General features: G+C 57.9%; 19 protein-coding genes and 3 pseudogenes. 14 read left to right on the top strand and 8 right to left on the bottom strand.

What is annotated here, in order from left to right:
* Nucleotides 1-48 precede the first annotated feature (48 nt).
* Nucleotides 49-1,194 (top strand): alpha/beta hydrolase, encoded by a 1,146-nt coding sequence (locus ACA052_RS18150; RefSeq protein ID WP_497646118.1) that lies wholly within the window; start codon nucleotides 49-51, stop codon nucleotides 1,192-1,194.
* Between the two features lie 45 nt (nucleotides 1,195-1,239).
* On the top strand, nucleotides 1,240-2,451 hold the full coding sequence (locus ACA052_RS18145; protein WP_497646117.1) for an MFS transporter: 1,212 nt from the start codon (nucleotides 1,240-1,242) through the stop codon (nucleotides 2,449-2,451).
* Between the two features lie 250 nt (nucleotides 2,452-2,701).
* On the opposite strand, the gene ACA052_RS18140 is transcribed toward ACA052_RS18145, so the two are convergent.
* The 5 genes from ACA052_RS18140 to ACA052_RS18120 form a co-directional block, all read right to left on the bottom strand.
* Entirely contained in the window at nucleotides 2,702-5,797 is a 3,096-nt protein-coding gene (locus ACA052_RS18140; RefSeq protein ID WP_497646116.1) for an efflux RND transporter permease subunit, read from the bottom strand.
* Nucleotides 5,794-6,906, bottom strand: coding sequence for an efflux RND transporter periplasmic adaptor subunit (locus tag ACA052_RS18135; RefSeq protein ID WP_497646115.1), 1,113 nt, complete (start codon nucleotides 6,904-6,906; stop codon nucleotides 5,794-5,796). Before ACA052_RS18135 ends, ACA052_RS18140 begins: the two co-directional genes overlap by 4 nt.
* Nucleotides 6,907-6,936: 30 nt before the next feature.
* Entirely contained in the window at nucleotides 6,937-8,400 is a 1,464-nt protein-coding gene (locus ACA052_RS18130; RefSeq protein WP_497646114.1) for an efflux transporter outer membrane subunit, read from the bottom strand.
* Nucleotides 8,401-8,573: 173 nt separating this feature from the next.
* Complete coding sequence (locus ACA052_RS18125; RefSeq protein WP_497646113.1) at nucleotides 8,574-8,789, bottom strand: hypothetical protein; 216 nt, start codon at nucleotides 8,787-8,789, stop codon at nucleotides 8,574-8,576.
* A gap of 160 nt (nucleotides 8,790-8,949) precedes the next feature.
* On the bottom strand, nucleotides 8,950-11,847 hold the full coding sequence (locus ACA052_RS18120; protein WP_497646112.1) for a winged helix-turn-helix domain-containing protein: 2,898 nt from the start codon (nucleotides 11,845-11,847) through the stop codon (nucleotides 8,950-8,952).
* A 450-nt stretch (nucleotides 11,848-12,297) separates the two neighbouring features.
* Here ACA052_RS18120 and mhpA point away from each other — a divergent pair, with 450 nt between their 5' ends.
* Nucleotides 12,298-13,956: a bifunctional 3-(3-hydroxy-phenyl)propionate/3-hydroxycinnamic acid hydroxylase MhpA gene (gene mhpA / locus ACA052_RS18115; RefSeq protein ID WP_497646111.1), complete on the top strand. Its 1,659-nt coding sequence runs from the start codon at nucleotides 12,298-12,300 to the stop codon at nucleotides 13,954-13,956.
* A 2-nt stretch (nucleotides 13,957-13,958) separates the two neighbouring features.
* A complete protein-coding gene (locus ACA052_RS18110) occupies nucleotides 13,959-14,606 on the top strand; it encodes a TetR/AcrR family transcriptional regulator (protein ID WP_497646110.1) in 648 nt (215 codons plus the stop codon).
* A gap of 152 nt (nucleotides 14,607-14,758) precedes the next feature.
* Here ACA052_RS18110 and ACA052_RS18105 read toward each other — a convergent pair.
* A pseudogene (locus tag ACA052_RS18105) lies at nucleotides 14,759-14,860 on the bottom strand (hypothetical protein); the annotation flags it as partial.
* Nucleotides 14,861-15,121: 261 nt separating this feature from the next.
* Between ACA052_RS18105 and ACA052_RS18100 the strand changes: the two are divergent.
* The 6 genes from ACA052_RS18100 to ACA052_RS18075 all read left to right on the top strand — a co-directional run bounded on the left by ACA052_RS18100 (nucleotide 15,122) and on the right by ACA052_RS18075 (nucleotide 22,590).
* The gene (locus tag ACA052_RS18100) at nucleotides 15,122-15,736 is read left to right on the top strand and encodes a TetR/AcrR family transcriptional regulator (protein WP_497646109.1); all 615 of its coding nucleotides are present in this window, start codon (nucleotides 15,122-15,124) and stop codon (nucleotides 15,734-15,736) included.
* 84 nt (nucleotides 15,737-15,820) lie between these two features.
* Nucleotides 15,821-16,912: a VOC family protein gene (locus ACA052_RS18095; RefSeq protein WP_497646108.1), complete on the top strand. Its 1,092-nt coding sequence runs from the start codon at nucleotides 15,821-15,823 to the stop codon at nucleotides 16,910-16,912.
* Nucleotides 16,913-17,087: 175 nt separating this feature from the next.
* Nucleotides 17,088-18,044, top strand: a complete 957-nt coding sequence (locus ACA052_RS18090; RefSeq protein ID WP_497650354.1) for a fumarylacetoacetate hydrolase family protein — start codon at nucleotides 17,088-17,090, stop codon at nucleotides 18,042-18,044.
* Between the two features lie 2 nt (nucleotides 18,045-18,046).
* Nucleotides 18,047-19,948, top strand: coding sequence for an acyl-CoA synthetase (locus ACA052_RS18085; RefSeq protein WP_497646107.1), 1,902 nt, complete (start codon nucleotides 18,047-18,049; stop codon nucleotides 19,946-19,948).
* A 152-nt stretch (nucleotides 19,949-20,100) separates the two neighbouring features.
* Nucleotides 20,101-21,420, top strand: coding sequence for an outer membrane protein transport protein (locus tag ACA052_RS18080; RefSeq protein ID WP_497646106.1), 1,320 nt, complete (start codon nucleotides 20,101-20,103; stop codon nucleotides 21,418-21,420).
* 297 nt (nucleotides 21,421-21,717) lie between these two features.
* Nucleotides 21,718-22,590 carry a DNA/RNA non-specific endonuclease gene (locus tag ACA052_RS18075; protein ID WP_497646105.1) on the top strand — a complete coding sequence of 291 codons (873 nt, stop codon included), beginning with the start codon at nucleotides 21,718-21,720 and terminating at the stop codon, nucleotides 22,588-22,590.
* A 109-nt stretch (nucleotides 22,591-22,699) separates the two neighbouring features.
* Here ACA052_RS18075 and tspO read toward each other — a convergent pair whose 3' ends face one another.
* Together tspO and ACA052_RS18065 are read right to left on the bottom strand one after the other, a co-directional pair.
* Nucleotides 22,700-23,140: a tryptophan-rich sensory protein TspO gene (gene tspO / locus ACA052_RS18070; protein ID WP_497646104.1), complete on the bottom strand. Its 441-nt coding sequence runs from the start codon at nucleotides 23,138-23,140 to the stop codon at nucleotides 22,700-22,702.
* A gap of 195 nt (nucleotides 23,141-23,335) precedes the next feature.
* Nucleotides 23,336-23,830 (bottom strand): NAD(P)/FAD-dependent oxidoreductase, encoded by a 495-nt coding sequence (locus tag ACA052_RS18065; RefSeq protein WP_497650353.1) that lies wholly within the window; start codon nucleotides 23,828-23,830, stop codon nucleotides 23,336-23,338.
* Between the two features lie 39 nt (nucleotides 23,831-23,869).
* Here ACA052_RS18065 and ACA052_RS18060 point away from each other — a divergent pair.
* The 4 genes and pseudogenes from ACA052_RS18060 to ACA052_RS18045 form a co-directional block, all read left to right on the top strand.
* A pseudogene (locus ACA052_RS18060) lies at nucleotides 23,870-24,184 on the top strand (PepSY domain-containing protein); the annotation flags it as partial.
* Nucleotides 24,181-24,371 (top strand): annotated as a pseudogene (locus ACA052_RS18055) (hypothetical protein). The pseudogenes ACA052_RS18060 and ACA052_RS18055, both read left to right, overlap by 4 nt.
* Before the next feature lie 147 nt (nucleotides 24,372-24,518).
* Nucleotides 24,519-25,430, top strand: coding sequence for a LysR family transcriptional regulator (locus tag ACA052_RS18050; protein ID WP_497646103.1), 912 nt, complete (start codon nucleotides 24,519-24,521; stop codon nucleotides 25,428-25,430).
* Nucleotides 25,431-25,535: 105 nt separating this feature from the next.
* Nucleotides 25,536-26,558 carry an LLM class oxidoreductase gene (locus ACA052_RS18045; RefSeq protein WP_497646102.1) on the top strand — a complete coding sequence of 341 codons (1,023 nt, stop codon included), beginning with the start codon at nucleotides 25,536-25,538 and terminating at the stop codon, nucleotides 26,556-26,558.
* Nucleotides 26,559-26,609: the final 51 nt, after the last annotated feature.

The following is a 26,609-nucleotide window of genomic DNA, read 5'->3' as shown; positions in this document are numbered from 1 at the left end:
ATATCTCTAATCCGTCAAGCTCTGTCACCTATCTGGAACGGAGTACTGATGATGAGCGAGACACCTGTAACTCTTCTTGAAGCTACAGAAGCCTTGGACTCTCCAGGGATTGATCGGCGCGCATTCGTAAAGGCCACCGGCGTCAGCATTGCGGCTTGGGGCGTCCTTTCAGTCGCAGGCGGTTCTGCCTTGGCAGCTGACTCGAAAAGCGCTGTCAGCCCACCGGAGGGCGCCGACAATTTTTACAAAAGCGACAAGGTCACCGTGCAAAAGGTGACCTTCAAGAACACATGCAATCTTCAAATTGTGGGCAATCTTGTAACGCCCAAAAATCTGGCTGGAAACGCTAAAGCGCCTGCAATTATCGTCGGTCATCCCATGGGAGCAGTCAAAGAGCAAAGCTCCATGCTCTATGCACAAAAGTTGGCGGAGCAAGGCTTCATCACGCTGGCGATTGACTTGCCTTTCTGGGGAGAGAGTGAGGGCCTGCCTCGTAACCAGGTTGCCCCCGAAATGTATGCCGACGCATTCAGTGCCGCCGTTGACTACCTTGGCACGCGGGACTTTATCGATCGCAACCGTATCGGCGTACTGGGTATCTGTGGCAGCGGTGGCTTTGCCATCAGTGCGGCCAAGATGGATCTGCGTTTGAAAGCCGTGGCCACCGTCAGCATGTACGACATGGGCGCCGTCACCCGTCATGGTCTGAGGCACTCAGTGACTGTGGAGCAACGCCAGGCCATGCTCGCCAAAGCCGCCGAGCAACGCTATGACGAGTTCTCTACCGGAACATTGCAATTTCTGAACTATCTGCCTGCGCAACCTGGCAAGGAAACCGACCCGGTAACTCGCGAGTTTTGGGACTTCTATCGCACGCCACGCGGCATCCACATCCCTCATGGCAGTACGTTGGAAACGACGCAAAACCGCGCCTTGACCAGTGAAGTCAGGTTCGTGAATTTCTATCCATTCAACGATATCGAAACGATTTCCCCGCGCCCGCTGCTGTTCATATCTGGCGATCAAGCGCACTCCAAAGAGTTCAGCGAGGACGCCTACCAACGCGCCGCCGAACCTAAGGAACTGGCCTGGGTTCCCGGCGCGGGTCACGTGGATCTGTACGACCGCGTGAACTTGATTCCCTGGACCAACCTCACCGCCTTTTTTACCCGGCACCTGACGGTGGTTGGCTAAAAGGCCAGTGCTTCAGCCAACAACTATTTGATGAGAGGTTTTTGAATGACGGCTCAAGTATTCGACACCCCGGCAGGTGAGGCCCTCGGCACGCCGGGGACTGAGGAACTGCCGGCTTACTGGAGTGGCATCTTTGCGATGACACTGTGCGTATTCGCGCTGATCGCCTCGGAGTTCATGCCTGTCAGTTTGCTCACGCCGATTGCATCGGATCTGCAAATCAGTGAAGGACTGGCCGGGTATGGGATCGCCATCTCCGGCGCCTTCGCGGTGCTGACAAGCCTTTCGATTTCCAGGCTAGCGGGTTCAATGGACCGCAAGACGTTGTTGCTTCTACTGACCGGGATTATGTGTGTGTCAGGGCTGGTGGTCGGTCTGGCGCCCAACTATACGGTGTACATGATTGGTCGTGCGCTGATCGGCGTGGTGATCGGCGGATTCTGGTCGATGTCGGCGGCACTGGCCATGCGCCTGGTACCTGCGCAGAGCGTGCCGAAGGCTCTGGCAATCTTCAACGGCGGCAATGCTTTGGCAACCGTAGTGGCCGCACCACTGGGAAGCTATCTGGGGAGTGTCATCGGTTGGCGGGGTGCTTTTTTGTGCCTTATTCCGGTAGCGATCATCGCGTTGATCTGGCAGTGGATCAGCCTGCCAGCCATGACGCCGGCACCGCGCAAACCGGGCGCTGGCAATGTCTTCCGATTGTTTAAGAGCCCATTGGTCAGTTTCGGCATGTTGAGTGTGGGCATTTTCTTCATGGGGCAGTTTGTATTGTTCACCTATCTGCGCCCATTCCTGGAAACCGTCACTGGTGTAGATGTCTCCATGTTGTCGATGATCCTGCTGGTCATCGGCGTGGCGGGTTTTGTCGGAACCATTCTGATCGGCACTTTCCTGAAAACCGGAATGTACCGCGTCCTGGTCTGCATTCCACTCTTGATGGCCGCCATTGCACTTTCCTTGATTGTCCTTGGCGGTGGAGTCGTGGGAGCTTTTGTACTGCTTGGGCTATGGGGCCTGATCGCGACGGCGGCACCTGTGGGGTGGTGGTCGTGGTTAGCCAGGGCTTTGCCCAACGATGCTGAAGCCGGTGGCGGCCTGATGGTTGCAGTCATTCAGCTATCCATTGCGCTGGGCTCTACACTCGGCGGGCTGCTGTTTGACGGGAGCGGCTATCGCATGACATTTCTCGCAAGTTCTATCTTGCTGGTACTCGCGGCAGTGACGACCTTTTTCACATCGCGAAACCAGGCTTAATAGAAGGCAGATTGAGTAAGGCAGGCAACTGTCCGCAATTTGTCAAATTGGATTTGAACCAGCGTCTGCTATTAGCCGATAGCAGCCTGTCGTCATCAGCTATTTATGGCCAGCCATTCCTGTGAGCCGCGAGGAGCGAAAGACATTAACGTTCGCAGTACCTCACGGCTGACCTAGGTTGTTTTCAGAAACGGTGCTTAACAGACTCCTCTAATAGCGGTGAGGTCGGGGGCAAAAGTCACGGCGCTCATCACTTGGCAGCAAGCGCAGTGTTCCCCCGTACCTGTTGGGTATCCGTCGCCGTCTGGCGACCCACTTTGAACCACGCGGCGTATAACGCCGGGACGAAAAAAATCGTCAGCAGCGTCGCCACAGTGAGGCCACCCATGATTGCAATCGCCATCGGCCCCCAAAACACACTACGTGTGAGCGGGACCATTGCGAGTACGGTGGCAAGGGCCGTCAGCATCACCGGACGCGCTCTGTGAATGGCGGCATCCAGCACAGCATTCCACGGGTCGCGCCCCTCGGCGATCTCGATTTGCACTTGATCGATCAGGATCACCGCGTTCCGCATGATCATGCCACCCAGAGCGATGATGCCCAGGATCGCGACGAAGCCTAGCGGCGACTGAAACACCAGAAGCGCCGGCACCACACCGATCAAGCCCAGCGGTGCTGTCAACATCACCATCCACATGCGGGAGAAGTTCTGAAGTTGCAGCATGAGTAACAGCAGTATGGTGATCAACATAAAAGGGGCCACCGCGAGCAGCGCCTTATTGGCCTTGTCACTTTCCTCAACTGCTCCGCCCACATCGATGCGGTAACCAGTCGGCAGCTTGGCTTCGATATCCTTGAGCAACGGCTGGATTTCCTGCGTCACCGAGACACCCTGTTCTCCATCCTTCACGTCGGCACGCACAGTGATCGCCATGTCGCGGTTGCGGCGCCACAGTACCGGCTCTTCCAGTTCAGCGCGAACCTGTGCGACTTGCGACAGCGGCACCACCGTGCCTTGGCGCGTGTAGAGGTTGATGTCTTTCAGTGTGCCGAGGTTTAAGCGTTCCTCTGGCACGGCACGGGCCACGATGTCGATCAGGTCCTCGCGCTCACGCAGCTGCGACAGGGTTGCGCCGTTCATCACGGTCTGGGTAGCCAATGACACGTCGGCTGGTGTGAGGCCAAGCGCGCTCGCCTTGTCCTGATCAAGCTCCACTTTCAGCGTACGCACCGGGTCGTTCCAGTCGAGCTGGAGGTCGCGCACCTTCGGGTTGGACGCAACCACCTTCTCCACGTCTCGGGCGATCTGGCGCACCTTCTGGGTATCAGGCCCTACGACGCGGAACTGCACCGGGTAGCCGACAGGTGGCCCCAATTCGAGCCGAGTCACGCGTATCCATGCCTGTGGGAATTGTTGATCAGCTGAATCAACCAACCGCGCACGTACACGCTCGCGTGCATCCAGATCTTTGGTCATCACAACGAACTGGGCAAAACCCGGATTGGGCAGCTCGGGGTTGAGCGAGAGATAGAAACGCGGTGCCCCGGCGCCGGTGTAGGCGGTATAGAAACGCACGTCCTCGTCTTTCGCCAGGATCTCCTCCATGTGTTTGACCTGCTCGGTCGTCGCGGCGAACGAGGAGCCTTCCTTGACGCGCAGGTCAATGACCAGTTCAGGACGCGAACTGTTGGGGAAGAATTGCTGCGGCACCAGCTTGATACAGGCAAGAGCAAGCACCAGAGCGCCAACCGTCGCACCGATGACCATCCAGCGGCGCTCGATGGCGGTGTCGATCAGACGGCGCAGGCTGCGGTAGAACTTGGTGTCGTGCGGATCGGCGTGCTTGTGCGTGCCCAAGTCGTTTGGCAGCATCTTGACCGCTAGGTACGGTGTGAAGATGCCGGAACAGATCCACGAGAACAGCACCGCAGCGCCAACGATCCAGAAAATGCCACCCGCATACTCGCCGGTGGTGGACTTCGAGAGGCCGATCGGCAAAAAGCCTACGACGGTGATGAGTGCGCCGGTCAGTCTCGGCATGGCGGTGGACTGATAGGAGAATGCGGCCGCTTTCACGCGGTCCATGCCAGTTTCCATCTTCGCCACCATCATTTCGATGGCGATGATGGCGTCATCTACTAGCAGTCCCAACGCGATAATCAGTGAGCCGAGCGAGATGCGCTCGAGGTTCCAGCCCATCGCCAACATCACCAGCGCCACGCCGCCCAGCACCAGCGGCACCGTGGCCGCAACCACGAGGCCTGCACGCCAGCCCAGGCTGGCCAGGCTCACTGCAATCACAATAATTAGCGCCTCGGCCAGCGCACGCCCGAAGTCCAGGATGGCGTCCTTCACCGTGGTTGGCTGGTCAGCTACCAGCTCAAGCTCCACGCCGTGCGGAAGTTCTGACTGGATCTTGGCGACTGCCGTGTCCATCGCCTTGCCAAGGTCCACGATGTTGCCGTCGCTGGTCATCGTGATGCCGAGCATCAGCACTGGCTGGCCGTTGTGGCGTACCGTGTAGGTCGGCGGATCCTCGAAGCCACGTGTAACGGTCGCGATGTCGCCGAGCTTAATCAGCCGGCCGCCCGCGGAGATCGGCACGTTGCGGATTGCCTCTTCGCTGGTGAATTGGCCACTCACGCGCACCATGACACGGTCGCCTCGGGTATCAATCTGGCCTGCGGGCAACATCGCGTTCTGGCTCTTGAGGCTTTCAGCGATGGCCAGCGGTGTAACGCCCAGCGCTGCCAGGCGCTCGTGGGAGAACTCGACGTAGACACGCTTGGCCTGCTTGCCGATGAGATCGATCTTCTTGACCATCGGCACCTTCAGCATCTGGCGCTTGATGTCCTCCGCTGCGTCCGATAGGTTGGCGTGGCCAACACCGTCGCCCTTGATGGCGTACATCAGGCCATACACGTCGCCGTACTCGTCGTTCAGGATCGGCCCGATTACGCCGTCAGGCATCTCCAGGCTCAGGTCGTTGAGTTTTTTGCGCGCCTGGTACCAGGCCTCGCGCTGGTCAGCCTTGGAAGTGCCGCCGCGCACGGTGAGCGTCATGCCTGCGTAGCCTTGCCGCGCGTAGGTGACCACTTTCTCGAAGTTGTCGATCTGCTCGAATTTTTTCTCCATTCGGTTGAGGACCTCGTCCTGCAACTGCTGGGCGGTGGCGCCCGGCCAGATAACCATGGCGGTCATGGAGGGCACGGAAAAATTCGGATCTTCGAGCTGACCGAGCCGCGTGAAGCTGAAGGCACCGGCCACCGCGACAATGAGGAGCATGAACAGAACGATGGCGCGATGGCGTAGCGCCCAGTCGGTGAGGTTGAAAGTGTTCATCGGACGGCCTGCTGCGTAGTTTTCGTGTCAGTTATCGCAGCACCGGGGAGCGCGACCTTCAGTCCGGATGCCATCTTCGGTACCCCAGCGGTGACGACCAATACTCCGGCCTGCGGCCCGGAGACGAGCACCTCATCGTTGCGATAGCCCATTACCGCCACAGGCACCAGTTCGACAATGCCTACCGGATCCTTGCCTACGGGCGTGACCACCCACAGCGCGGGCTGGCCGCCTGTTTGCGTCAATGCCGTCGCCGGCAACGCTGCCACCGCGACACTGGTGATAACGCGCTCTGCCGTTACCGTAGCGGTGGCACCCAGTGGCAGTGCCTTAGCTGGCTTAAGCCGAGCCCGGTAGGTACGCGTTTGCGCCGCAGCCTGCGGTGACAGTTCGCGCAAGGTGACCTCAAAGTTCTCGTTTGGCGCACTGGCCAGCGAGGCCTTGAAACGCGCCTCATTGAAGGCGGACAGCTGGTCCTCGGGTACATCGATGACGATCTCGGCTTCATCCGGGTTAGCGATCGATACAATCGGTTGACCCTCCGGCACGACCTGCCCAGCCTCAAAGCGCACAGCTGTGACGACGCCGCTACGTGAGGCGCGCAGCACGGTGTACTTGAGCCGGTTGCGTGCGAGTTCGAGTTTTCGCGCCTCGGCCTCGGCAGTTGCATGCGCGGTTTGGGCATTGGTATGCGCACGCTCGGCGTCGGCCGCACTGACCGAGCCGTCAGTCTTCAGGTCAGTCAGGCGCTGGCGGTCCGAGTCGGCTTGGCGCGCCTGTTCGACAGCAAACGACCACTGTTGTCGTGACGTTTCTTCAGCGAGGCGGTAGTCGCTGTCATCCAGCACAGCCAGGATGTCGCCTTCACGCACAAATTGGCCTACCTCGACCTTGCGCTGGACGACCTTGCCACCCACGCGGAAGGCCTGGTCGACTTCATGTCGTGACTGTACGGTGCCCACATAGCGACTGATGTCGCGGGCATTGTCATAGCTGATTGCAGCGGTGCGCACCGGTCGTGGTGCCTGTACGGTGGGCTGGTCGGGGCTACACGCGGACAGCATGACGGCGACGGCCAAAACACCGGCCGCAGTAAGGGAATTCTTCAAGACGGTTCCTCTTTGGAAAACGACAAATACTTAGGAAAGTGGTGGTCGATCGGCTTTAGCGGACGCGGTTGAGTTGGAGGGTTGTTCGAACACCTGCCAGCCCCCGCCCAGCGCCTTGTAGAGCTGCACGCTGTCGAGCAGCAGGCGGGTGTTGCTTTCGTTGGCGCTCAGGCGTGCACTGAGGCGCGCACGCTGCGAATCCAGCAGAGGCAACAGGTCGATCTGCCCACGGTTATAGAGCGACTGGGCGCGATTCTGTGCCGTCTCCGCTGACGCGGCGGCCAATTGGAGCGAACCTGAGCGGCGGCGTTCCTGCGCAAGGGTGACAAGGGCGTTTTCCACATCCTCGAGCGCTCGCACGATGCCGTCTTCGGCGCGTAGTACTGCTTCTTGTTGAGCGCTTTCGGCCGCTTCGTTGATTGCTTGCGTGCGTCCGGCGTTGAAGAGCGGCATTGCCAGCAGACCCGCGACATTGGTGAAGCGCGCAGCCCCAAGATCGGCTCCATTCAGGTTCAGGCCCTGGCGGCCGAAGGACGCACCGAGAAAGAGTTGGGGGAACCACTCAGCTTTCGCTTGCTGACGACGCGCATTGGCGGCATCGAGCTGGGCCATCAACACCAGTACGTCAGGTCGACGTTGCAACAATTCGGCTGGCTGCCCGGGCTTGGCCTCAGGCACATCCGCCATGTCGCTGCTCGACGGCTGAATGTTGGTGGTGTTGAAAGACTGGTCGGCGATCAGCACCGCGATACGGTGGCGTGCCACCGCCGCTTGGGTTTCCAGTGGCGGTATCTGCGCCCGCGCCGACAAGGCGTCGGTCTGTGCGCGCTCGACGTCGAATGCGGACGCCAGCCCCACCTGTTGACGCGCAGTGACCAGTCGCAGCGTCTCGTCCTGCATCGCCGAGATAGCGCGCAATGTTGCAACCTGGCGCTGGGCCCCGACCAAGGTGAAATAGTTGCTGACGACATCGCTCATCACCAGCAGACGCACGCCGCGCATGCTGTGTTCCGCGGCTAGCGCATCGGCATCCGCCGCCGCTGCACCGGCTCGCAGGCGGCCACTCAGGTCGAGTTCCCACGAGACGTCCAGGCCCACACTGGCGGTCTTGGTATCCGGATACCCCTGTTTTACTGCCGAATTGAAGCCGGTGCTGCGGTCACTGCCGGAGACAGACGCACCAACGCTCGGAAGCAGCCAGGACTGGCTGACCGTTTCTCCTGCACGCGCGGCACGCAGTCGCTCGGCGGCAATCTTGACATCGCGGTTCTCCCGCGCGGCTCGACGCACCAGGTCCGTCAGCAATGGATCGTGGTAGACCTCCCACCAGGCCGCCTCGGGCTCCATCTCGGACGCCGTACTCGCGGCGAAGTTGCTCGGCACGTCGACCGAAGGTTTGGCAACCGGTGTGGAGCAGCCAGAAAGGGCGAAGGCGATCGACGTGGCCAAGGCTGCTGCCATGGCAAACGCGGTCGGGCACTTGGTACGTTGCAAGGTTGTACCACCGGCATTGCAAGGCAGCGGATGGGGGGTGGAAAGTCGCGGCATTAGAAATGGATTCGTGTAGTTCGAGGTGGCTTCAGCGTAGGGGGACGGTGTAGGCAAAGTCGTCAGCGAACCGTCAGCGTTCGGTCGCGATACGCTTTGTCTGTCGATGCTGGAAAGGATCATTCACCGTCGCTTTCTATCGCCTGCTCACCGGCTGCTGGCGCCAGATCCGCGCCAATCGACTCCAGTAACTCTTCGGCGGACGAGAACTCGCGCTGACGCCCGGTGACCAGGTTTTCCAAGCGACCCACCAGGGTGCCCGGTCCGGCATCACTGCGCAGCTTGAGGACGTATGCACGGCGGCTTGGGTATTTGGATTCAGGGTTAAGGCTCATCGCAGACCTGGTAATCAAGAAGGTTCGATGCCAGCGTAAGCGGTCCCCTAGGGTCGAGTCGTAAGCAAAAGGTCAGACTTCAGTCGTATTACCTCGGGTCCCACAACCGCTATCACCTGTCGAACCAAGAGCGCAATGGCTTCGGGCTCGCCTTGCCGCTTCAAGCCCGCTTGGCAGCCTCTATCAACGAGCGCGCACGTTTTACCAATTCAGTCCCATGCGTTTCGGGCAATTGGTCAATTAGCATTTCCAATGCCTGGTGATCCTCTGGCGTGGCGTCAGGTTGCTCACTCATCTCGACCATTGCGAGCAACTCCAGCCACGATGCTTCCTGAGCGCGAGCTTCCTTAATCGCACGTCGCTTCGCCGCGGTACTGGCGTCTAACCGACCCTGATCTCGCGCGATCGCAGCCTCGAGCAGCCACAACTGCGGCAGGTATACGCGTTCGCCGAGTTCCTCTCCCACCCGGAAGGCCTCCTGCAATTCAACGTGCGCTGCGTCGTAATCGCCTGCCAGTAGCAGCGCTTCGGCGGCATAGCCGAGTACTTCACTGGCACCGGAGCGCATGCCGAGCCCGGTATGTTCTTTGTAGGCCTCACGAATCTCTCGGTAGCCTTCGTGGGGGGCTCCGTTGCGCGCGTCGGCCCAGCCGCGCCACCAGCGACAAGCGGTGCGTCCGAGCGCGAGCGAATATTCGTCGACGAGCTTCTGCATGTTGTCAGCCAGAGCGGCCACCCGCGCTGGGTTTCCCAGTCGCACCTCGATCAATACCTCCTGCCACGTAGCGACAAGCCATGTCATAGGTTGTCGAAGCGAATGCGCGCGAGTTCGTGCCCGCTGCATATGGGTTCGCCCTTGCTCAATCAGGCCAGATCGCACCAGCTCGATGGCCAGCATACCGTGCAGCATGACCTGGGGATCAGCCGCAAAGATCTCGTTTGTCTTGATGTCCAGCAGTTCGGCGATCGCGAGGGCGCGCTCTAACCAGCTGCGAGTGGTTTTCGTGCGGCCTTGGAGGTGATGTACTTCGCCCTGAACGATGTACGCTGCCAGCATAAGCGCTTGATCGTTTGCGTTTAGGGAGAGAGCTTCAGCACGCTCTGCCACTTCCAAAGCCTGCGAATAGTCACCGCGCAGACCGAGCAGATAGCCGAATCCGTGCAGAAGGCGACCGCGCATAGGGTGCTCGGGAACATCCGTTAGCAGCGTGTATGCACGGTCGAAAGCACCCTTGGCTTCTCTGCCGACACCGAACATGTGGAAGGCCGAAACCCCCTGCAACGTGGCCAAGGTAATTTCGAGAGTATTGCGCTCCGTCCCTTCGGGTGCCTGCATAAGTAGGAGTAGGCCGCGCTCAGTGAGGCCGATGCACAAGTCCGGGCTGAAGTGCTGTAGCGCGGCCTCTGCGGCCTCGGCGTAATAGCGCAGCGCGATCATCGGCAGCCGAGCACGATCGAAGTGCATTGCCAGTTCTGAGGCAGCAATCGGCATACCGGCTGTGCGCTCGTGTTCGAGGGCAGTACCAACCTGGCGATGGAGATTGATGCGCAACGAACGCGGCGTGCGGTCGTACAGCACCTGGCGAAAAAGAGCGTGGCGGAACGAGTAAGACAGCTCTACCGCTTGGTCAACATCGGCAGCCCGCGATTGTGTGAGCCATACCTGCTCATGCATCAATTCCTCACAGGCGTCGATCACCGTAGAGAGATTGCGCTCGAGCGCCAGGGAAACCGTCTCAACCCGGAAATCGGAACCGCACACCGCAGCCGCGCAGAGGAGTGTTCGTTGCTCGGGAGCCAGTCTGGCAATGTAATGATCGATGATGGCCGCAAGGTTCTCAGGAACCGCCAGATCCGCCAGCCGAGCTTCGATAGTGGTTTCGTCCTCTTTTGCATCCATCACTTCACTGATGATTGAGGAAACGAACAACGGCACGCCGTCGGTCCGGTCGTGCAGGGCGCGCACGAAGGCTTCATCGCGTGCTAGCGAGGCTGAGCGCAGCGCCACATAGCCGGCGACCTCGGTTTCGGAAAACGGGTCGAGCACCAGTTCCTCACACAAGCGTTGCAGACGCAGTTCGTGACGTAATGAGTTGAGCGGATGTTCGAGCGCCACCACTTCGGCAAGACGGAAGCTCGACAGCCACATGAACCGCGTGGAGCTACGTCGGCGGGCCATGTAGTTGATGAGCTGGACCGTCGCCCGATCACTCCAGTGCAGGTCTTCGGTCACCAGCAACAGCGGGCGCACCACTGTGTAGCGATCCAGCAACTCACCAAATTCCCTCAGCATGCGTTCCGGGCCGACGCCGGCCAGCTCACGTCGCAATGCGTCACGTTCCTCCATGGTACTCAACCACGGCAATTGCAGCAGCCAGGTGGGTGCCACTTCGCGCAACAAGGCCGGTAGGGTCGGATCGCTGCGGCACAGATCGGCCAACGCCTCTAGTACCGGCAGGTACGGTTCGCCGGTTCCGAAGTGCTCCATGCAATGGCCGCGTGCGCAGGCGATGTCGCCAAGGCCGGCAAGGAAATGTTCGATCAACGTGGTCTTGCCGATCCCCGGTTCTCCTGCAAGCCAGACCACGGCCCGCTGGCAACCACTAGCCCGTTCCCACGCTCGTTGGAGCCTGACGACCTCGTCAATACGACCGATGAATGACGGCAACTGAGGTGTGTCGGTCGCCGTAACCGCCGTGGGTGTAGGAGGTATCGAAGCAACAAGGGGCGACACGGCGATGAAGCGATAGCCGCGCCGCGACACCGTCTCAATAAAACGAGGATGCTTGGGGTCATCGCTCAACGCCTTGCGCAGATCGCTGATGGCCGTCTTGAGAACCGAATCGCTTACAAATCGATGCCCCCACACGGCATCCAGCAAATCGTCTTTGGATATCAACGACCCCGGCTGGCGTGCGAGTACGCATAACAACAGGAAAGGGGTGGGCGCTAACGCCACCGCTTCCCCATCACGCGATAAGCAAGCGTTGGCCTCATCGAGATAGAACTCGCTGAAGTTAAGCAGGACGGGGTTTGGATGGGGCTGCGGGCGCGCCACGGTTGATTCCTAAAGACTAAAAACATAGTGGTGCGCTGAAGATTCGCACGTGATTTAGTGTTGAAAAAACAATGTTCCTGCCGACCTGGTCTTGCCGGCACGTCTTCTTCTAGCGACTGTTCTCCAACCTCGGCTGGGGGCCTAGCAGCCACACACTTCAGTCCTGGGCCATTGCTCCCATGACAACCCTGATCGGCTCTGAAGCCAAGCGTCGCCGGTCGGAAACTAACAAACGAGCAACTTTACGTTACGAGCCTTCTTCGCCTTAACGCGGCCAGTTACGCCTGGCGTCTCAGCTCATCCGTTTGGTCACTTCCCGGCTTTTCAATGATCTCAAAAATTTATGACAAAAACATCAATATTGAAATATCTCTCAATTTTGAATACCTTGATTCTGCCTGACGATGAGACCTGCGGGCCTCACGACTTCAATCACAACAAGGGCTCGAAATGAACAACAACAAAAAAGATTCCGAATTGCCTCCTTCCGCCGTCGACGTGCTGGTCGTCGGTAACGGTCCGGTAGGTGCGACAATCGCGGCGCTGCTCGGCCGTTACGGGGTGACGACCCTGGTGCTGGATAAGCTCCATGAAATCGTATTGATGCCTCGTGCCATTGCTCTGGACAACGAAGCCCTGCGCATCCTGCAACTGGCCGGATTGTCGGAGGATGCTTTCGAGAAGATCGTGATTCCGGAAGTGAAGATGCACTCTCCGGTGCTCGGGCAATTCGGTCGAGCCAATACTGAAGGGTGTATCGACGGCCATCCCAAACTTGTGACGTTCTATCAACCCGACCTCGAACGAGCGATGCGTGGCCAGGTTTCCCGACTGCAATCAGTGACCAGCCTGGGTGGTTTCGAGCTGGAGAGTCTGGTTGAGGAAGCGAATTGCGTGGTCGCCACCGTGCGGGATAAAGATGGGCACTCGCATTCTATTCGCGCCCGATACCTGATCGGTGCGGACGGCGCCAGCTCCAAGGTTAGGGGGCTGATCGGGCAGGAGTTCGAAGGTCAAACCTATGCAGAGGATTGGCTGATTGTCGACGCCAAGAACCGGCATCACTCAGCCATTGATCATATTGAGTTTATCTGTGATCCGCGGCGGCCAACGCCCCACATGCCGGCCCCCGGTGGAAGGGAACGCTGGGAATTCATGCTGCAACCCGGTGAGTCCCGGGACGAGCTGGAAAGCCCGGAAAGCATCGCCCGGCTCATTGCGCCATGGGTCAATCCGCTGGAGTTGGAAATCGAACGCAAGGCGGTGTATCGATTCCACGCGCGTTGCTGCAACCGATTTAGCAAGGGACGTACTTTCCTCGTCGGCGACGCGGCACACGTCACCCCGCCCTTTGTCGGGCAAGGTCTCGTCGCGGGCCTTCGTGATGGTGCCAATCTTGCCTGGAAGCTGGCGTGGGTCCTTCGTGGCCATGCCGCGCCTGCGATACTCGATACCTATGATGTAGAGCGCCGCCCGCATGCTCAGGCGATGATCAATCTGGCAAAACTCATGGGCCGCCTGGTAATGCCCAAGAGCAAGGTCGCGGCTTTCTTCATCCATGGCCTAATGCGCATGCTGGCGTTGACTCCAGCTACCAGAAGGTACTTCGAGCAGTTGGACATAAAACCGAAGAACACTTTCATGCACGGCCTGTTCGTGCAGCATCGTCGTGGTGACAAGCTGGTACGTGGCAGCCTGTTTCCCCAAGCTTGGATTCGTACCCTGCAAAAGCAGATCAAGCTGAGCGACGATGCACTGGGAGACAACCTGACCTTGGTTGGATTTGGTGTTGACCCGTTGTCCTTGCTCACCACTGATCAGATCGTTGCCTGGGAAAAGATGGGCGGTCACTTCTTAGAGGTCAGGCCCCGCGGCCAACGCTCCGGTGGCAGCTGTGACTTCATCGAAGACATGAACCATGAGATCTTGCCACTGGCTGCCAAAGGAACGCTTGTTGCCGTTCGCCCTGACCGGATCATCATGCACCACGCCCCTGGCACAGAGGCCAGCAAACTCCTTCGAGACTGCCGGGGTCTGCTGATGAGTGATGACGCCACTCCTGAGGGCGTTTCCATTACTATCAACGAGCCGATTAGATTAAGAGCTTGATCATGCATTCCCTCACACCTCCTTTAGAAGCTGCTGTGCCAGAACCTCTCACCAGGGGGCACAAGAAGCGCGAGCGCACCCGTCGCGGTCTGGTCGACGCGGCATTGCGACTTGTCGCACGTAAGGAGGTGGGGGATATCGGATTGTTCGAAGTCGCCGCCGAGGCGGCGGTATCCAACGGCACCATCTACAACTATTTCCGAACGCGTGACGAAGTACTCGAAGCGGTGGGCGTTGCCATGGCCGCCGAGTTCTCTGACGCCATTTCTGTCCTGAACGCGGACGTGCAGTGCGGAGCACTGCGGCTTTCGATTGGCGTACGCATGTTTGTGTGTCGTGCTGCGGCTGACCACCAATGGGCGAATGCTCTATTGCGCATCATCCATTTCGACCAGGCCATGCGCTCGCGATTGGCTACTCATGTCATGGGTGATCTGCGTGAGGGGCTGCGTGCAGGAACTTTGGCTTATGAGGACGAGGGGGTCGCCCTGGATTTGGTCTTGTCGTGCACCACCGGTGCGATGCGCTCAGTTGTCGAGGGACGTGCGGTGGCGGAGCACGATGTACGGGTCGCCGAAATGATTCTCCAGGCTCTGGGCGTAACGCCTGCCAGAGCCAGGAAAATCGCCGGCAAGCCGCTACCGGCCTGAACTGATGTCATCCTTGATTTGTCAGGCTTGATCGATCCATCGCCGATAGCTCTTCACCTGGCGACGAGCCTTCAACTGATTGCCGATCGATGCCATGAGTGGCGACGTCCCGGGTTTTGTCCTTTTTTTTTCCTTGGCTCAGCAAACCGAGCTGCTTCTTGAAGGTTCTCCTCCATGGCAGCCTTGGCGATTCGGTTCGGAATCACCGTACCGTTGGGTAATCGAAGCGGTTTGAAGAGATTTGAGCCGGTCATGTTGTGTCCTGGTTTTCATCGATGGGCAGAGCCAGGTGCTTGCCGAGAAGACGAGCCTGAGCCACAACATAATTGAACATACGTGTTCAATTATGTCAATTTTCAGGACTGTTATTGATCCGGCGACATCGATTGTGGCGTCCAAGTTCTTAGGTTTCTCGCCGTTTTTAGGAAAAACATCCAAAAGGCTAAAAAATATGGTTGACGCAAAGTGAACACGAGTGTTCAATCGGTCTATGAGGTAATCCTGGAGAGAGAACCGTGGAATCCCTGAATCCGACACAGCGCCGTATACATCAAGCTGCCTTTCGCCTGTTCGCTGAGAGAGGCACCTCACAAGTGAACATCCTTGACCTCGCGCAAGAGGCAGGCGTCGCGCGCGGAACGGTTTATAGCAACATAGACAGCATGGAAAGCCTGTTCGAGGCGGTCGCCAGTCATCTCGCGAGGGAGATGCATGAGCGCGTCAACAAGAGTTTCGACTCCCTCTCGGATCCCGCTCATCGCCTTGCAAATGGCATTCGATTCTTCATTCGCCGAGCGCACGAAGACTCCCAGTGGGGCGCGTTCATCCATAAATTCGCCATGAGCAATTCGGCGTTGCGCGAAATGTTCAGCAGCCAAGCGACCCAGGATCTACTGAGCGGGCTTGCCACTAGGCGCTACACGTTTCAGCAGGAGCAATTGCTCTCGGTACTGACGTTGATATCGAGCAGCGTGCTTGGCTCGATTTTCCTGGTACTGGAGGGTCACCGAACGTGGCGCGAATCGGGCTCTGATACCGCGGAGCTGGTACTGCGGGCATTGGGTGTGCCATCAGAGGAGGCTCGTGCGTTGGCGACAAAAGAGTTGCCGGCACTTCCATCTCTCGACTGAGTTCGTAACTGACTTAATGGCTAAACCCCTGGATTTTCAGGGGTTCGGGACAGCTTTGCCCAAAAAAACCGGAAAACAACAACAATGAACAACAAAATCGAATTGCACCGGTTGGCGACGCAACAGCCCGCCCGGCACCCGCAGCCAACGGTAAAGGCCCAGGATCTGACTCACCTGATTTTCCAACGGCCGGACTTGAATGAGGCGGCGCGTTTCCTGACTGACTTCGGCCTGACGGTAAGTCGGCAGGACGCCGATACTCTCTATATGCGGGCTACCGACGCCACTGCCTATTGTTACCGTGTCCAACGGGCTGAACGTGCACGTTTTCTCGGGTTCGGACTTGCCGTGCAGTCCCTGGAAGATCTGGAAAAGCTCACTCGAATCCCGGGTGCGTCATCGGTCGAGAAATCGGATCATCCTGGTAAAGGGTATTACGTCAGACTGACGGATCCTTCCGGTTTCATTGTGGAAGCCGTCTGCGACCAGACGCCAGGCAAGCCTCTGGCACATAGAGCTCCTTTGAACTGGAATCTGGCGCACGAGCAACCCCGAATCAACGCCACGCAGCGCCCGCCGATTGCTCCCCCTGAAGTCCTCAAGCTTGGCCACATCGTCATTGAAGTGGCTGACTATCAGGCGACCTGTGCCTGGTACACGCAGCATTTCGGGTTTATTCCCAGCGATGTCCAAGTACTCCCTGACGGCACGCCTATCGTCACTTTCATGCGCCTTGATCTCGGTGACATTCCCGCGGATCACCATACGCTCGCGATTGCGCAAGGGTTCATGGCCACCTACAGCCATAGCGCCTATGAAGTCGTCGATGCAGATGCGGTGGGTATGGGGCAGCGCGTCCTGCGGGAGCGGGGCTGGGCGCACTCATGGGGCATCGGGCGGCACATTCTGGGCAGTCAGATTTTCGATTACTGGCAAGACCCTTGGGGTGACAAGCACGAGCATTACTGCGACGGGGATCTTTTCACGGCCGCTCGGCCTTCGGGCGTTCATCCGGTGAGCCCCGAGGCTATGGCGCAGTGGGGGCAGCGCATGCCCAAGAGTTTTACGAAACCCAAGATGAGCCTGGCCAATCTGCTTCTGCTGATTCGCAACCTGCGACGCAGCCCGGACCTGACCATTCGCAAGCTGATAACACTTATGCGGATGTTCGGGTAGAGCTGCCGCCATGTCGGACAACTCGATCCGGTTTGGCCGGCGGGACGTGCTTAAAGCCGGCGCTTTGATTGCTGGCGGCGCGTTGGTCTACAACGTTGCCAGCCCCGTTTCAGAACAACACCACAGTTCTCGCGCCACCGAACGCGGGACAAACGCCGCTCCAGGAGTACCTTCAATGTCTGCTGTACACGTAGTCCGCTTTGAATTTCAGAACGGTATCCACTGGGGCGTGCTTCGCCAGGGCCGTATCACGGTTGTCCCCGGTGTTTTTGAAACGACCGGTGACTTCATTAGCCAGAACAGTCTCGATGACCTCGCTCAACTGAAAGGTTCGGAGTTGGAAGAGGGCGACGTAAAACTGCTGTCGCCGGTGACCCGTAACCAGCAGTTTGTCTGCCAGGGTGCCAATTACCGTCAGCACATGATCGAGTCAGGCATGGACCCTGATGCGAAGAAATTCAACATGATCTTCACCAAGGCGACGAGTTGCCTGGTGGCGGCTGACAGCGACCTGATCAAGCCGCGCCACGTGCGCTTCCTTGACTACGAGATCGAACTTGGCCTTGTGATGAAGCGCTCGATCACCGGCGCTATAGGTGTCACCGACTCCAATCTGCATGAATTCATTGCAGGCGTCGTCATTGTCAATGACTACTCGGCTCGTGACATTCAGATTCCCCAGATGCAGTTCTACAAGGGCAAAAGCTACCGCACTTTCGGTCCGGTCGGCCCATACCTGTGCCTTCTGGATGCCAAGAATATGCATTACCTGAAAGAACTGCAGCTGCGCCTGACAGTCAACGACCAGGTACGACAGAACGACAGCACGGCCAATCTGGTTTACGGCCCCGCTGAAACCCTGACCGAACTCTGCGCCTTGCAAGATCTTGCCGTTGGGGACTTGATCGCCACTGGTACGCCTGCCGGCTGCGCTCTAACGATCCCTTCGCCCGGCAAAATGCGCATTGCAGCCCTTTTGCCAGAAGCCACCAAGTGGAAGCTTTTCCTCAAGGCACAAGAGAGCCGGACGCAGTACCTCAAGGCCGGTGACGTGGTCGAGGCGCGCATTCGCAGCACGGATGGCGTGATCGACCTGGGCGTGCAACGCAACCGAGTCGTAGAGGAAGCCTGACAATGATGGTGCGATCTTTGAACGACATTGAAAGTATCGAGCAGGTCCCGTTGGCGGAACATGGCTTGGCTTCCAGCACCTATGAAGCGCTGAAACGGACAACCGAGCTTAGCCCCAACGCGCCTGCACTGAGTTTTTTCGCCGACGCTGCCAGCTTCAGGAACACCCACCACTGGAGCTATGCCGAACTCGTCGGAGATATCACTCGCGCGGCGAATGCCTTCCACGACCTGGGCATTACCCCGGGTGAAGTGCTGGCCTTCATCCTGCCCAACCTGCCGGAAACCCACTTCACCATCTGGGGGGGGGAGGCGGCGGGTGTCGTCATGGCGATCAATCCGCTGCAAGAGGCCAAACAGATAGCTGCCTTGCTACGGGCTGCCAAGGCCGGCGTGGTGGTAACGCTCGCACCGACGCCGGGCAGTGACCTGTGGCCTAAGCTGGCCTCGCAGCTGGATCAACTCCCCGAGATCAAACACGTCGTTTGGGTTGGCATGGGACCCTATGTTGATGTAGCTAACCGTGCATCCCTTGAATCCCTGGCAGAGAAGGAACGTGAGTTGCACAGGGGTGCCACGATTCACGATTTACGAACGTTAATGGATGCTCAGCCAGGCACGCATCTGAAGAGCGACCGGCAATTCCGCCCTGGGGAGCGTTCTTCTTACTTCTGCACCGGTGGCACCACCGGGCTGCCCAAGATCGCGATGCGTACGCATGGGGCGGAAGTATTCAACGCGTGGGCGGTGACTGCACACTTGCAGCCACGTAGTGGTGGCCAAGTCATTTTCTGTGGGTTGCCGCTGTTTCATGTAAACGCGCAACTGGTGACAGGCTTGATGCCTTGGACCCAAGGTGATCATGTCATCCTCGGCACGCCGCAGGGCTATCGTGGTGAGGGTGTTATCCCACGTTTCTGGGAGATGGTTGAACACTTCGGTATCAATCTATTCTCTGGCGTTCCAACCGTCTATTCCGCACTTTTGCAAAATGAACTGGAAGGTCGCGACCTCTCTAGCCTTCGTTATGCCATGTGTGGCGCCGCACCGATGCCGGTTGAGCTCTTCCGAGAGTTCGAATGCCGGACCGGAGTGAAGATCCTCGAAGGCTACGGCCTAACGGAAGGCGCGTGCGTCTCCTCAATTAATCCGCCCAATGGCGAGCGCTTTATCGGCTCCATCGGCATACGGATTGCCTATCAGGACATGCGCGCAGTCATGCTAGATGACGCTGGATTGTATCTGCGCGACGCCGACATCGACGAAATTGGCCTGATCACCATCACGGGTCCGAACCTGTTCGAGGGTTACGTTGAGGAAAGTCATAACCGGGGCCTGTGGATAGAGATCAATGGTCAGCGCTGGCTGAATACGGGCGATCTGGGGCGCCAGGATGAAAATGGCTACTTCTGGCTGACCGGGCGCAAAAAGGAGCTGATTATCCGCGGCGGCCACAATATCGATCCCAAACAAATCGAGGAGGCTTTGCAGGCCCACCCAGCGGTGGCGTTGGCGGCTGCCATCGGCAGCCCCGACGCCTATTCGGGTGAAGTGCCGGTCGCTTACGTGCAACTGCGGCCAGGCCACGCCTGCAACATTGAAGAACTTGAGCAATTTGCGCAGCGCCACATCAGTGAGCGGGCGGCCATTCCCAAGCGGATCGAAATCCTCGAAGCACTGCCGTTGACTGCGGTGGGCAAGATATTCAAGCCCGCGTTGCAGCAACGCGAAGTTGCCAGGGTAGTCCGGCAGGATGTGGATCGCATGTGTATGACGGACATTGCGGTCGAGGTGATTCAGCATGAACAACGTGGATTGGTCGCCTGCATCCGGGCTGGGGGACATCAAGAGTCCCTGGCCCTTCTTCTAGGTCGCTATAGCTTTCAGGTGGAGTGGCTCAAATGATCCTGACTTCGTAAGTTCGGCACCCCGGCCTTGGTGATAGTCAGCCAAGGCCTGTTTCACAACTTCGATCAACGCCAACCGGCACTGCCAAGTGCACCGGAAGGCGAAGCCTTGCCTGCGCACCAATCAATAAAAACAATACGAGGTGGGAAATGAAACCGAGCAACCGTGCAATCTCGTGTCTCTCAGCTGTTCGAGAAGTGTCTTCCTGGATTAAATTCACAGGCGCTGCGGCAATACTCAGCGCTTGTACAAGCGCGGGCGCCAATGGCATTGCCTTGAACGAGCAAAGTGCAAGCAGTGCGGGAACTGCTTATGCGGGGAGGTCGTCTTCTGCGCTGGACGCCAGCACTATCTTTGGAAATCCTGCAGGTTTGACCAAATTGAAACGTGCTGAGATTTCCGGTGGAGCTGCGGTCGTCTCAGTGAGCGATGACATCAGTGATGCGCAGAGCAGCGCCTCAGGAACGAATAAAGGGGACTCGGTACCGTTGGGGGTTGTGCCCTTTGCTTATATGTCGACGCCACTTGATGATCGTTTTTCGGTTGGCCTGGGTCTCTATGCTCCGAGTGGTCTGATCAATGATTACGAGAGCACTTTTCAGGGTCGCTACCATGGCTCCTATAGCACGACCAAGGAAATAACCCTTCAGCCCACCATTGCCTATCGAATCAATGATTACGTGTCCATTGGTGGCGGCCCGACCATAAACCGTTTCAATGCAAAGCTTCAGAATTACCTGGCCACCGGTGCCCTCAACAACGGCGAGGACACACTAGTCACCATCAAAGGCGATGACACCGCACTTGGCTTCAACGTCGGCATCTTGGTTGACTTTACTGAGGCTACCAGTTGGGGGATTAACTATCACTCGAAGGTGGACTATGAACTCAAAGGGCATACCGAGGTTTCCGGCTCCCCGAGCGTTATCCCGCTGGACGGGAAGTATGACAACAAGATAGACCTCACGATGCCCGAATCCGTGGACACGTCTATCACCCATCATTTCAATAGTCGCTGGACGGGATATCTAGGGACCACCTGGAAACGTTGGAGCCGGATTCAGAAGGTCGAGGCAGTGAACAGCGGCCTTTCCCCTGTGGGCCAGGCGGCTGGACTGGGAAATGTGACCGAGGAAATGAACTGGCGTGACACATGGGCCACCGCGGTTGGCGCATCCTATCAATTGAACCAGCAATGGCTGTTGCGCGCAGGTTACGCCTATGATCCGTCGCCCATCAGAAATGCCGATCGCAGCGTGCGCATTCCGGTTGGCAATCGCCAAGCCGTGACCTTGGGTGGTGCTTATTCGCCGAATTCCGATCTGACTATAGACTTTGCTTATGGTTATCTCTGGGATTCCAAAGTCTCGATAAAGCAATCGAACAACTCCGGTCTTCAACCGGAATACAGGGCCAACTACGACAATAGTGCGAATGGAGTTTCAGTGCAGGCAACCTATCGGTATTAATCGACCCGACCCAAAGCATTTCCGAATGGCAGCTTTTGGCCGTACTCTGCCGATCGTTCATTTGACGAGCATTGGCGAGTAGAACGCAAACGCTGCCCAGCACTAATGTGACTTGTCATGGTCAATTAATCCCGCACGACCATTAGCGGTCGTACTGCTCGGACCCGCATCGGTACTTTGATCAAGGACAGAGAAAGCATGCTCGCCGCAACATAATCAGCATCTACCTCCACTTGGCTCCGTGAATCGGACCTCGCCGTACGTTTACCCCTCAATCCAATTCGAAGAATTTAAAGCATGAACCTACGCAAAATTGCAGTTGGGCTGTCGGCCTTTGTTTTGTTCTCGACCGGGGCAGAAGCCCGCGGTCTGCTGGATCTCATCAAGCTGCCCACCGAGCATCAAGAACAAGTGCACCGCTCGGGCTCGATCAGCCAGGGCGCAGCCCTCGACCTTTATTCAAATAAGCAGAAACAGGCATCGTTCGACGGCTGCGCAGATCTGTTCCCGGCCGCGAAGCCGATCAACATGGCCACTGTGCCTGCAACAATGAAACCCCTGGCGCTGTGTTCCGACAACTTCGCGGTGCTGTACTCGCAAACCAGCAAGACGCCTTTACTAGTGGTCGAACGCCTTAACGCCGCTCAGCTGCAGGATGCCAAAGGGGAGGAGCGCACCAATCAGTTCTACCCGGACCCACGCATCCCCAAGAGCGGGCGGGCAGAGTTGAGCGACTACCGTAGCCAACATCCGGCGGTGGACCGTGGCCATCAATCCCCTGCAGCCGATGCGCCGAGCCCCAATGCCATGGCCCAATCCTTTGCGCTGTCGAATATGGTGCCGCAAGACCCCACCAACAACCGAAAAATCTGGAGTAAGGTCGAGGCTGATGTCAGAAAGTTTGCCAAGCGAGCCGGTGGCAATGTTTTTGTCTTTACCGGTCCGATCTTTGACGCAGGCCACACCACCATTGGCGACAACAAGGTCTGGGTGCCGACCCGCCTATTCAAACTGGTTTACGACGCCTCGTCCAAGCGTGCCTGGGCCTACGTACTACCCAACGCTGAAACCCGTATCGAAAGACCGATGGACTATGACGCGTTCGTCAAGAGTACCGGGCTTAACGTGCTTGGGAATTTACCGGTCACAGGTTCCGTAGGGCGCAGTTGATGTGCGTGATGAGCGCCAATACAGCTTGATGTTCCCAGCATCGAATTCGTCATTGCGTGCTCGGTGCCTACCGCGAGTTCAAGGCAGGGAAGCCGACTCGGAATCATCATCAGCGGTTATTGAGCAAGATGGAGAAATTCAACGCGGCGGCTACACAGAGCCACACAAGGTAAGGAAACAGGATCAAGCCAGTGATCACGTCAAGCTGCAAAGCCATCATTACCATTGCAGCGACCACAAGCCAGAGCAGCGTCAGGATCACCATGCCGGCGAAAACATGGTGTGCACCGAAGAACACCGGTGTCCACAGCGTATTAAGAGCAATCTGCGCCGCCCATAAAGCCAGCACTGCCTGACTTCCAGGTATCAGCGTCAACCGGTACCCGGCCCAAGCGAGCAACAGATAGATAATCGACCAGGCCACCGGAAACAGCCAGTTGGGTGGCGTGAAGCTGGGTTTAGCGAGAGATTCGTACCACTGGCCCGGTTTGAATAGGATGCCGGTGCTCGCGGCAGCACCGCAGGCTAGAAGAAAAACAAGAAAAGTCATCACTTGTCCTTAGCTGAAGTCAGCTGACTGGGATTGCGAAGCCATGTCGGCAGTATTTAAGAAAGGACGCCCAGTGAAGCGAAAAGTTTAGATTGAAGGATGACTCGAATAGCTATTCAGGCATGGTGCAGGAGGCGCACCTGAAGTACGCCTTCGTTTATATAGGTTCCTCTTCCAAGATCCCCCCGGAACGATTCAACGCCGATATCGGTCCTGCAAGATCCCCAGCGGAAGCAACATTTGAGGCAGGTATTGCATTACGCCGTGTAGAGGAATCGGTCGGGTGCCGCTTATCGGCAATGGAAGGCGATCGGGATCTCCTTCATCCAGATATTCCGCCAGTCGCAGCCCCAGAGAGGTCGAGAGTGCAATGCCTCGGCCGTTGCATCCCAAAGGTGCCAGCCAACCATCACCCAAGGAGAACAGGCGAGGTAAAAAGTCCGGTGTCAATGCGGCGGTACCACGCCAGATATAGTCGAAGCGCACTTCGCCCAACTGCGGAAATATCCGCTCCATTCGTTCTGCTAATGCACGTTTCAAACGCTGCTCTGCAGCCAGATGAGTGACAGCAACCATGCCCCCGGTGACCAGGCGACCATTGGCTGTGTAACGACAGGCGAAAAGATTATTGCGGGTATCCGACAATGATTCGTTGCCGGGCAGAACCGTTGAGCGCGCCGTTTCTGCAATGGGAGCAGTCGCCAGCTGATAGACCTTGAGTGAGGCGAAGCTGTGCGAAAGCGTTGGACCACGCCGCTTACAGCGCGACTGCTCAAGCCGGCCCTGGTGGATGCGAGTACCGGCGAGCTGACCGACATGCGTGAGATGCCGTTGTACGTGAAAACTTTGCTGGTCTCGCAACCGCTGCACTTTGGCAACTATGGCGGCTTGCCGTTGAAGATCATCTGGACACTGCTCGACCTCATCAGCATCGTTGTCTTGGGCAGTGGCCTGTACCTCTGGCTGCGTCGACGCAAGTTACCGTTGCAAAAACGTCTGGGCGTATTGAATGCCAGTGGTCCGGAAATGGAGGGCAGGGCATGAGGCGCGGACTTTGGATGATCTTCCGCTGGCCGCTGTTGCTAGCGGTTTTAAGTCTGTTCGGCTTGCTGTCGGCACTGATCGGGGATGGGTTCTATGACCTTCTGTCGTGGCTAGCCTAGGCGTTCCATTAGTGCTACTCGGGGTGGTTTGGATACGTTTGCGCCATGCGAGCCGGTTGAATTCGTGATCACATTCCACCTGCTACCGGGCACCTCATTGAGCCTTTTGATAGCGCGGACAGGCGATAATTTTTACCCCGAGTCAACGGCAAAAACTACTCTGAAGGCTTCATGCCCCGCATACAAGCTATGCATGTCCTGGAGTAAAGCTGCCCATGGAAGCCAACCGACTTGGTGACATCGCTGCATTTGTCAGCGCCGTGAAGGCTGGAAGCTTTACCGCAGCGGCGGCCTCACTCGGTCTGACGCGATCGGCAGTGGGAAAAAGCATAGTTCGCCTGGAAACCCGGATGGGAGCACGGCTTCTCAATCGCACGACGCGCAAACTGAGTCTGACTGACGAGGGACAGGTTGCCTATGAGCGCTGGCGCCAGATTCTCGAAGATCTGGATGAAGTGGAAGCGACCATGGCCTTGCGCCGTGGGCGGCCAACCGGCACCTTCAAACTCACTGCACCACTGTCCTTTGGTCAACGCCACATCCTGCCGATTCTGGATGCTTATCTGAAACAGTGGCCTGAACTACGGGCGGATGTCTGGTTTACCGATCGCTTTGTTGATCTGGTCGAAGAGGGCATCGACATCGCCGTACGAATCGGAACGCCAAAAGATGACTCACAATTATTGACCCGTACCGTGGGTTGGCAACAGTTCGCGACGTGTGCATCGCCTACTTATCTGGCCCGTTGCGGTGTACCGAAATCGCCTGCTGAACTTGTCGGGCATGACACCATCGCTTTATTCAGTGGCGAGCGGACTATCGTCTGGCGTTACCAGACACCTGCCGGCCTTCATCTATTCGAACAGCCAGGGCGGCTGAATATCGACAGTTCAGAAGCCATGCGTGAGGCGGCGCTGGCAGGCATCGGCCTGATTCACCTGCCGACCTACATTACGGGTAACGACCTGCGCGACGGCACGTTAGTGGAAGTACTGAAACCCTATCGCGCACCTCCCGACCCCATCAGAGTCGTCTACACAAGCAAGCGTCACCTGTCCCCGCGCGTTCGCCGATTTATTGATCTGTTGATTGAGCGTTGGGAAACGGGAGTGCCTTGGGAACGATAGCGATATTGGGGACTCAGTGGACCGTGTAATGGTCACAAATAGCTGTTTATCCAGCCTGAGGATTCAATAAATATGTCAGTCATCGTCACTCACGGGACTGCCATCATGACTATCGCCACACACATATCGCCGCAGGCGCAACCCGCCAGCTTACCGACCGCCCATCCCTCGCTTGTGCGTCACCCTGGCTTTCAACGCTTGTTTCAACCAGAGGCGCTCACGATTGGCCTGATTTTACCCCTCGAAACCCACGCGGGCCGACCGGCTCCGACCATGCGCGGTCATGTGGAGATGGCGCAGCGTGCCGAGGCGCTTCACTTTGGTGCCTTATGGATGCGTGACATACCTTTCTACGACCCAGGTTATGGCGATGTGGCGCAGATCTTTGAACCACTGGTCTACATCGGCTACCTGGCCGCCGCCACCCGCAGCATCGTCCTGGGAACCACGGGTATTGTGCTGCCTACCCGTGACCCCATGTATCTGGCCAAGCAAGCGACGTCCCTTGATCAACTCAGTGAAGGTCGCCTGGTGTTAGGACTTTCCTCGGGCGATCGATTCAGCGATTACCCGATGCTGGGTATCGATTATGAATCCCGTGGCGATCGCTACCGTGATGCCTTCTCGGTGTTTAGAACCTTGATCGAGCAGAGCTTTCCCCATTTCCGGTCCGAGCGATTCGGTGGCTCATCCGGACACCTGGATCTGGTACCCAAAGCGCCGTATGGCCGCGTCCCCTCAATTGCTGTCGGTCAGGCGCAACAGAGCATTGAATGGTTGGCTCAGCACCTTGATGGCTATCTTGCCGGTGTTCAAAGTCCAGAGCGGTTGGCATCGTTTGGCGAGAGCTGGCACGCCACCGTGCATGAGGCAGAAAATCGCAACGCCTTCAAACCGTTGGGCCTGGGTGGGTACTTCGATCTCAGCGACAACCCGGATCAGCCATTCCAGCGCATCCAGGGTGGCTTCCGGGCGGGGCGCAACGGCCTGCGCAATTACCTTGAGCAAGCGCAATCTGCCGGTGTCTCACATATCGCGCTCAACCCCAAGGTCAGCCGTCAACCCTATGGCGAAATCCTCGACGAACTCGGCGAGTACGTTCTGCCGCACTTCCCGTCACATTCCTGAGGTCACGCGGAGGAACCACCGGGCTTGCCCGGCGCTTACGTGTCTCAGGAT

It is taken from the genome of Pseudomonas sp. LBUM1644, from assembly GCF_059716195.1.
This window is presented reverse-complemented; position numbering and strand designations above follow the sequence as displayed.

Excerpts from the sequence above, each read along its gene's own strand:
- ACA052_RS18150 (WP_497646118.1), top strand. The coding sequence starts at position 49 with ATGATGAGCGAGACACCTGTAACTCTTCTTGAAGCTACAGAAGCCTTG.
- ACA052_RS18145 (WP_497646117.1), top strand. The coding sequence starts at position 1,240 with ATGACGGCTCAAGTATTCGACACCCCGGCAGGTGAGGCCCTCGGCACG.
- ACA052_RS18140 (WP_497646116.1), bottom strand. The coding sequence starts at position 5,797 with ATGAACACTTTCAACCTCACCGACTGGGCGCTACGCCATCGCGCCATC.
- ACA052_RS18125 (WP_497646113.1), bottom strand. The coding sequence starts at position 8,789 with ATGAGCCTTAACCCTGAATCCAAATACCCAAGCCGCCGTGCATACGTC.
- mhpA (WP_497646111.1), top strand. The coding sequence starts at position 12,298 with ATGAACAACAACAAAAAAGATTCCGAATTGCCTCCTTCCGCCGTCGAC.
- ACA052_RS18110 (WP_497646110.1), top strand. The coding sequence starts at position 13,959 with ATGCATTCCCTCACACCTCCTTTAGAAGCTGCTGTGCCAGAACCTCTC.
- ACA052_RS18095 (WP_497646108.1), top strand. The coding sequence starts at position 15,821 with ATGAACAACAAAATCGAATTGCACCGGTTGGCGACGCAACAGCCCGCC.
- ACA052_RS18090 (WP_497650354.1), top strand. The coding sequence starts at position 17,088 with ATGTCTGCTGTACACGTAGTCCGCTTTGAATTTCAGAACGGTATCCAC.
- ACA052_RS18085 (WP_497646107.1), top strand. The coding sequence starts at position 18,047 with ATGATGGTGCGATCTTTGAACGACATTGAAAGTATCGAGCAGGTCCCG.
- ACA052_RS18080 (WP_497646106.1), top strand. The coding sequence starts at position 20,101 with ATGAAACCGAGCAACCGTGCAATCTCGTGTCTCTCAGCTGTTCGAGAA.
- ACA052_RS18075 (WP_497646105.1), top strand. The coding sequence starts at position 21,718 with ATGAACCTACGCAAAATTGCAGTTGGGCTGTCGGCCTTTGTTTTGTTC.
- tspO (WP_497646104.1), bottom strand. The coding sequence starts at position 23,140 with ATGACTTTTCTTGTTTTTCTTCTAGCCTGCGGTGCTGCCGCGAGCACC.
- ACA052_RS18050 (WP_497646103.1), top strand. The coding sequence starts at position 24,519 with ATGGAAGCCAACCGACTTGGTGACATCGCTGCATTTGTCAGCGCCGTG.
- ACA052_RS18045 (WP_497646102.1), top strand. The coding sequence starts at position 25,536 with ATGACTATCGCCACACACATATCGCCGCAGGCGCAACCCGCCAGCTTA.